Source organism: Kitasatospora sp. NPDC058115, assembly GCF_042884635.1.
GTDB lineage: Bacteria > Actinomycetota > Actinomycetes > Streptomycetales > Streptomycetaceae > Kitasatospora.
Genome location: NZ_JBHVTL010000024.1, coordinates 152,834 through 159,969, shown reverse-complemented (window position 1 = coordinate 159,969; position 7,136 = coordinate 152,834). Strand labels below are relative to the sequence as shown.

Sequence of the window (7,136 nt, the reverse complement as noted above, 5' to 3'; positions counted from 1 at the left end):
GGCCCGGGGGGGGGGTGCCCCCCCGCCCCCCCGCGGTGGGGTGGGGGGGGGGCCCCCCCCCCGGGCGGGGGGCGCCCCCCCCGCCCCTCCGCCGTCCCCCCGGCCGGTCCGGCCCCCACCCGGACCCCCGGCCGCATACCGCCCCCGCACGTGCCACCAGCACCTGCGCGGCCCGGGGGGCCGCACCCGCACCACGTCCGTCACGCCGCCGCACCACCACCGGACCGGGCCGTGGCACCCCTACCACTCGGAGGTGCCCGCTGTCTCGCCGAAGCGCTTTTCCGATGATCTGTTCTACTGCGCTCCCGCGATTTCCCGGCGCCGACCTGATCCGGGGTGACATGCTGCTCACCATCAGGGGGTTGATCCAGATTTCCACCGTGTTCCGAGGACTTCCGTTCCAACGATCACCAGAGGTCCGACCGGAGGCCGACGTGTCCGCGAACATCAATCCCACCGTGCGCCGCCGGCGTCTCGGCGCGGAACTGCGCAAGCTCCGGGACCAGGCCGGGATGACCGCCGAGGAGGTGGCCGGCCGGCTGATGGTCTCCCAGTCGAAGATCAGCCGGCTGGAGAACGGCCGCCGCAGCATCAGCCAGCGGGACGTCCGGGACCTCTGCGACGTCTACAACGTCTCCGACGAGGCGATGCGCGCCAGTCTGATGGAGATGGCCCGGGAGTCCCGGCAGCGCGGCTGGTGGCACGACTTCAACGACATGCCCACGCCCTACAGCGTGTACATCGGCCTGGAGGCCGAGGCCTCCTCGATCCGCGCGTACGAGTCCTCCTTCGTTCCCGGCCTGCTGCAGACCGAGCAGTACGCGCAGGCCGTGGTCGAGGGCACCCAGCCGGACACCGACGCGCTCGCCGTCCAGCGCCGCGTCCAGGTCAGGATGAAGCGTCAGGACCGGGTCAACGGCGACAACCAGCTGGGCAGCCTGTGGACCGTGATAGACGAGGCGGTGCTCCGCCGGGAGGTCGGCAGCAAGGAGGTGATGGCCCACCAGCTGAAGCACATGCTGGAGCTGAGCCAGCGCCCCAACATCACCATCCAGGTCATCCCGTTCTCGCACGGCGCCCACCCCGGCATGACCGGGACATTCTCCCTGTTGGAGTTCCCGGAGTCAGCCGATTCCACAGTTGTCTACTTCGAAGGGGTGACGAGCGATCTCTACCTGGAGAAGGAGGCCGACGTGCGCCGCTATACCAGTCTCTACGACCACCTGCGGGCGGCCGCGCTCGGGGTGGCCGAGACCCGGACACTGATAGCCGACATTGAAGAGGGATACCACCGATGAGCACCACCTTCGAGAACGGGACGAACTGGCGCAAGAGCAGTCACAGCGGCGGCAACGGCGCCTGTGTGGAGATCCGCGTGCCGGCCACCGACCTGGTGGCGGTCCGCGACTCCAAGGACCCGCAGGGTCCGCAACTGCGCTTCTCCGCCGAGGCCTGGAACGCGTTCGCCGCCGATGCGGGCGCCGGGGTGTTCGGCGGGTTCTGATCCGCCCCGTACCGCTTCTCGGCCAGGTGCCCGTAGCGGTGTTCACCGCCCTCCCCGGGCGGCGGACACCGCTACGGGCATCTTGGCGTCCAGGGGCATGACCCCGTCAAGAAAGCCCCGTCCGGCGGGGCCCGCGCCTCAGCCCAGCACCGGGTAGCGGGCCGCCCAGGCGGCGCCCTCCGGGGTGTCGGCGCTGTGCAGCTCGGGCCCGTGCATCAGCTCCAGGACGAAGTCGTCCGCCAGTTCCAGCAGCGTCGCGCGGCCCTCCAGCCCCGCCACCAGCCCGGGCGGCAGCGCGGTGTCGCCGTGCAGCACCCCGAGCAGGTTGCCGCAGACCGCGCCGGTGGAGTCGCTGTCCCCGGAGTGGTTCACCGCCAGCAGCAGCCCGGAGCGCACGTCGTGCGCGACCAGCGCGCAGTACACCCCGATCGCCAGCGCCTCCTCGGCGACCCAGCCCTCCCCCAGCGCCTCGACCCGCTCGGCGGACGGCTCCCCCGCCCGCACCGCGTCCAGCGCCGCCCGCAGCGCCGCCGTGGTCTCCTCGTGCGCCGGCCGCTCGGAGAGCAGCGCCAGCGCCAGGTGCACGCCCTCCTCCAGGGTGCCGCCGCGGGCCGCGGTCTGGACGATCACCGCCAGCGCGCCGGCCGAGAGGTAGCCGCTGGGGTGGCCGTGGGTCAGCACCGAGCACTCCACCGCCAGCTGGAACACCAGGCCCGGCTCCCAGGTGGTCAGCAGTCCGAACGGCGCCGCCCGCATCACCGTGCCGCAGCCCTTGGAATGCGGGTTCTTCGGCACCTCCAGCGTGCCCAGCCGCTCGGCGTCCGGACCGGAGAGGCCGGAGAGGCAGGCCTGGCCCGGCGCGCGCTGCGCGTACAGCCACTCCTCGCGGCCCAGCCAGCCGAGGTCCGCGCGCCGCTCGTCCGGGCCCCAGTCCCGCTGGGTGGCGGCCCAGCGCAGATAGGCGCGGTGGACGTCGGTGGGCGGGTGCCAGCTGCCGGTGTCCCGGCGGATGTGCGCGCGGATCAGGCCGTCCAGGGTGAACAGCACCATCTGCGTGTCGTCGGTGACGGCGCCGAGCCGCCCGTAGGCCGGGACGTACCCGGTGACGCCGAGCGGGCCGTGCACGGCGCGGATCTTCTCCAGCGACTCGAACTCGATGCCCGCGCCGAGGGCGTCCCCGACCGCCCCGCCCAGCAGGCACCCCCGCACCCGGCTGCGGAAGTCCTGCTGCTGGGCGCGTGACCACAGTGGCATCACGACGGGCGCCTTTCGTCCGGGTTCGGGCGGGGTCGCGCGACGCACGGCGGGTCGCGCGCCCTCGCACTGTATTCGAATGCCCGAACGGGGCGGCAGGGTTCCCGGGGCGCAGCGCCCCGGGGACGGCGTCGCTGGCTCAGTCCACCAGCGGCAGCAGCTCCGGCAGATGGCCGTCCGAGGCCAGCGCGGCGGCCAGCCGCTCGGCCGGCACCTCGCCGTAGGTGGTGGTGCGCTGCCGGTGCGGACGCCCCGCCGCCTCGGCGATCGCCTGCAGCTCCCGGACCGACTTGTAGCTCCCGTACGCCGATCCGGCCATCCGCGAGATGGTCTCCTCCATCAGCGTGCCGCCCAGGTCGTTGGCGCCCGAGCGGAGCATCTCGGCGGCGCCCTCGGCCCCCAGCTTCACCCAGCTGGTCTGGATGTTGCGGATGTGCGGGTGGAGCAGCAGCCGGGCCATCGCGACCACCGCCCGGTTGTCCCGCGCGGTCGGGCCCGGCCGGGCGATCCCGGCCAGGTAGACCGGGGCGTTGGTGTGGATGAACGGCAGCGTCACGAACTCGGTGAAGCCGCCGGTGCGCTGCTGGATCTCGGCGAGCAGCCGCAGATGGCCCACCCAGTGCTTCGGGGTGTCCACGTGCCCGTACATCATCGTGGAGGAGGAACGGATGCCCAGCTCGTGCGCGGTGGTGACGACCTCCACCCAGGTGGCGGCCGGCAGCTTGCCCTTGGTGAGCACCCAGCGGACCTCGTCGTCGAGGATCTCGGCGGCGGTGCCGGGGATGGAGTCCAGGCCGGACTCCCGGGCGCGCAGCAGCCACTCCCGGACGGACAGCCCGGTCCGGGTGGCCCCGTTGACCACCTCCATCGGCGAGAAGGCGTGCACATGGATGCCGGGCACCCGCTCCTTCACCGCGCGCGCGATGTCGAAGTAGGCGGTGCCCGGCAGGTCGGGGTGGATGCCGCCCTGCATGCAGACCTCGGTGGCGCCGACCTCCCAGGCCTGCGCGGCCCGGTCGGCGACCTGCTCCAGCGAGAGGCTGTAGGCGTCCGCGTCGGTGCGGCGCTGGGCGAAGGCGCAGAACCGGCAGCCGGTGTAGCAGACGTTGGTGAAGTTGATGTTCCGGGTGACGCAGTAGGTGACCTCCTCGCCCACCGCGTCCCGGCGCACCGCGTCGGCGATCCGGCAGAGCGCGTCCAGCGCCGGGCCGTCCGCCCGGAACAGCGCCAGCGCCTGCTCGTCGGTCAGCCGGGCGGGGTCGTCGGCGGCCACCGCGAGGGCGGCCCGGATCTCGGCGTCCAGGCGCTCCGGCGCCCCGGCCGGGACGGGGGCGGCCGAGGCCGCCTGCTCGCGCAGCACCTCCCAGTCGCCGTAGACGTCCTCGAAGTCGGCCCGCCGGTCGCCGGTCCGCCCCTCGGTGTCAATGGTGCTGTGCAGGTCGGTGCGGCCGTACGAGTCCGGCAGGTCCTCCGGCTCCTGCCAGGGGTGCCCGGTGACCACCGCGTCGGGGCGGGCCAGGCCGGTCAGCGGATCGGCCAGCGCCCGGACGTGCGGCAGCACCCGCGGGTCCAGCCAGGGCTCGCCGTGCCGGACGTACTCGGGGTAGACGGCCAGCCGCTCGCGCAGTTCGAAGCCGGCCGCGGCCGAGCGCTCGGCCAGCCTCTCGATCTGCGGCCAGGGGCGCTCGGGGTTGACGTGGTCGGGGGTCAGCGGGGAGACGCCGCCCCAGTCGTCGATGCCGGCCGCGATCAGCCGCTCGTACTCGCCGTCCACCAGGTTCGGCGGCGCCTGAAGGCAGGCGGACGGGCCCATGATGTGCCGGGCCACCGCGACCGTGGCGACCAGCTCGTCCAGCTCCGCGTCCGGCATGCCGCGCATCGCGGTGTCCGGCTTGGCGCGGAAGTTCTGCAGGATCAGCTCCTGGATACCGTGGTAAGCCCGGGAGACCCGGCGCAGCGCGAACAGCGACTCGGCGCGCTCCTCGTAGGTCTCGCCGATGCCGATCAGCAGGCCGCTGGTGAACGGCACCGAGCTGCGCCCGGCGTCCTCCAGCACCCGCAGCCGGACGGCCGGCTCCTTGTCGGGCGAGCCGAAGTGCGGGCCGCCGGGCTCGCTCCACAGCCGGGTGGCGGTGGTCTCCAGCATCATGCCCATCGAGGCGGAGACCGGCTTGAGCCGCTGGAAGTCCGTCCAGCTCAGCACCCCGGGGTTGAGGTGCGGGAGCAGCCCGGTCTCCTCCAGGATGCGGATCGACATGGCGCGCACATAGGCGACGGTGTCGTCGTAGCCGTGCGCGTCCAGCCACTCGCGGGCCTCCGGCCAGCGGTCCTCGGGCTTGTCCCCGAGGGTGATGAGCGCTTCCTTGCAGCCCAGCTCCGCGCCCCGGCGGGCGACCGCCAGCACCTCGTCCGGGGACATGAACATCCCGTGTCCCTCCCGGCGCAGCTTGCCCGGGACGGTGACGAAGGTGCAGTAGTGGCACTTGTCCCGGCAGAGCCGGGTGAGCGGGATGAACACGCTCCTGGAGTAGGTGATGACGCCGGGCCGCCCGGCCGCGTCGAGACCGGCGTCGCGGACCCGGGCGGCGCTCGCGCAGAGATCGCGCAGGTCGTCGCCCCTGGCCCGGAGCAGCACCGCCGCCTCGGTCGCGTCCAGCGCGACGCCGTCCCGGGCCCGGCGCAGGGCGCGCCGCATCGCGTTCGCGGTCGGGATGTTGGTTGCGTCCATGTCGCGACCCTACGCCAGTCCACGTACCTTCCTCGTGCGTTCGGAGGAGCCGACCCTGAGGGGGCCTCAGGGTCGGCTGCGCCGGGAGACCTAGCCGGAACCCACCCTGCAGGGCGATGACGCGGGCGCCCCGGAACCGTCTAATGGACACCCAGGGACAGTCGTTGACCGACGGAGGGGTTGGACGGATGACGGACGACAGGGCGACGGCGGGCGAGGGCCCGGCGGACGCGTGGCAGGGCGGGGTTCCCTACCGGTCGCGCCGGCGCACCCTGGTGCGGGTGGCCGTGCCGCTGGCGGTCACGGCCGCGATCGCCGCCGGGGTGGGGCTGGTGCCGGCGCTGGCGGACTCCTCTCCGCCGGAGCTGCCCACGCTGACGGCGGAGCAGCTGGTGGCCAAGGTGCTCGGCTCGCAGGCCGAGACGCTCTCCGGCACGGTGTCGGTCTCGGCCGACCTCGGTGTGCCGAGCCAGCTGCTGGGCGCCGCGGCCGGCGGGCTGGCGGGCGGCGGTGCGGGACCCGGCGGCGACGGGCCGTCGGGTGCGGCCCCCACCGCGAAGCTGACCGGCCTGCTGGGCGGCGAGCACACCCTGCGGGTCGCGGTGGACGGGCCGGACCGGCAGCGGATCGGCCTGCTGGAGCAGCTGTCCGGGTACGAGCTGGTCCGCAACGGCGACCAGCTCTGGGCCTGGGACAGCAGCACCAACGAGGCGGTGCACCTGACCGGGGCGCGGCCGGACGCGGGGGCGGACGGCCACCGGGGCACGGCGCCGCTGACCGGGGTGCCGGCCACCCCGCAGGAGGCGGCCCGGCAGTTCCTGGCCGCGGGCGCGGGCAGCACCGCCGTCACGGTGGACGGCACCGTGTCGGTGGCCGGGCAGAAGGCCTACCGGCTGAGCGTGAAGCCCACCCGGCCCGGCTCGACGATCGGCGAGGTGCGGATCGCGGTGGCCGCCGACAACGGGGTGCCGCTGTCGGTGGTGGTCAAGGGCACGGACGGCGACACGGTGCTGGACGTCCACTTCACCCAGGTCTCCTTCGCCCGGCCGGCCGCGAAGACCTTCGACTTCAGCGTGCCCAAGGGCGCCAAGGTGACGGAGCAGAAGGTGTCCGGGGCGCCGCAGGGCGAGGTGACGCCGGAGGAGGCCAGGGCGGCCGCCGAGGGCCTGAACGTGATCGGCGAGGGCTGGACGGCCGTGCTCTCCGCGAAGCTGCCCTCCGGTGACGTCGTCGTCCCGGCCGAGGGCGCGGCCCCGCGCGGCAAGGGCGGGCACGGTCCGGCCGGCCACGGCCGGGGCTCCGGCGAGGGCGTCGCGCGGAACCCGCTGGCGCTGGTCAAGTCGCTGGGCAAGCCGGTCGCCGGCGGCTCGCTGATCAGCACCAAGGTGCTCAACGTCCTGGTCACCGACGACGGCCGCGTCTTCGCGGGCGCGGTGACCCTGCCGGTGCTGCAGAGTGCGGCCGGGGTGAAGTAAGTGGCCCAGGCTCCCGTAACGGGGGACGTTACGGAGCCGGCCGGGGGGGCGGGGGCGGGGGGGGCCCCCCGCCCCCCCCCCCCCCCCCCCCCCCCCCCCCCCCCCCCCCCAGTAATCCGCCAAGGGGGGGACCCACGCCGGCGCGGCGGGCCGCGACCCCGGGGGGGGGGGGGAC

The 7,136-nt window shown here is 74.3% G+C and carries 5 protein-coding genes; 3 read left to right on the top strand and 2 right to left on the bottom strand.

Annotated features, from left to right (window positions below):
• The first annotated feature begins 434 nt into the window (after window positions 1-434).
• On the top strand, window positions 435-1,298 hold the full coding sequence (locus ACFVVL_RS25240) for a helix-turn-helix domain-containing protein (RefSeq protein ID WP_380286991.1): 864 nt from the start codon (window positions 435-437) through the stop codon (window positions 1,296-1,298).
• The gene (locus ACFVVL_RS25235; RefSeq protein WP_380286990.1) at window positions 1,295-1,504 is read left to right on the top strand and encodes a DUF397 domain-containing protein; all 210 of its coding nucleotides are present in this window, start codon (window positions 1,295-1,297) and stop codon (window positions 1,502-1,504) included. Before ACFVVL_RS25240 ends, ACFVVL_RS25235 begins: the two co-directional genes overlap by 4 nt.
• Before the next feature lie 138 nt (window positions 1,505-1,642).
• On the opposite strand, the gene ACFVVL_RS25230 is transcribed toward ACFVVL_RS25235, so the two are convergent.
• Both ACFVVL_RS25230 and ACFVVL_RS25225 read right to left on the bottom strand, forming a co-directional pair.
• Window positions 1,643-2,758: an ADP-ribosylglycohydrolase family protein gene (locus ACFVVL_RS25230; RefSeq protein ID WP_380286988.1), complete on the bottom strand. Its 1,116-nt coding sequence runs from the start codon at window positions 2,756-2,758 to the stop codon at window positions 1,643-1,645.
• Between the two features lie 139 nt (window positions 2,759-2,897).
• On the bottom strand, window positions 2,898-5,486 hold the full coding sequence (locus ACFVVL_RS25225; RefSeq protein WP_387678868.1) for a bifunctional FO biosynthesis protein CofGH: 2,589 nt from the start codon (window positions 5,484-5,486) through the stop codon (window positions 2,898-2,900).
• Between the two features lie 188 nt (window positions 5,487-5,674).
• Here ACFVVL_RS25225 and ACFVVL_RS25220 point away from each other — a divergent pair, with 188 nt between their 5' ends.
• Window positions 5,675-6,961 (top strand): outer membrane lipoprotein carrier protein LolA, encoded by a 1,287-nt coding sequence (locus ACFVVL_RS25220; RefSeq protein WP_387678865.1) that lies wholly within the window; start codon window positions 5,675-5,677, stop codon window positions 6,959-6,961.
• The last annotated feature ends 175 nt before the right edge of the window (window positions 6,962-7,136 follow it).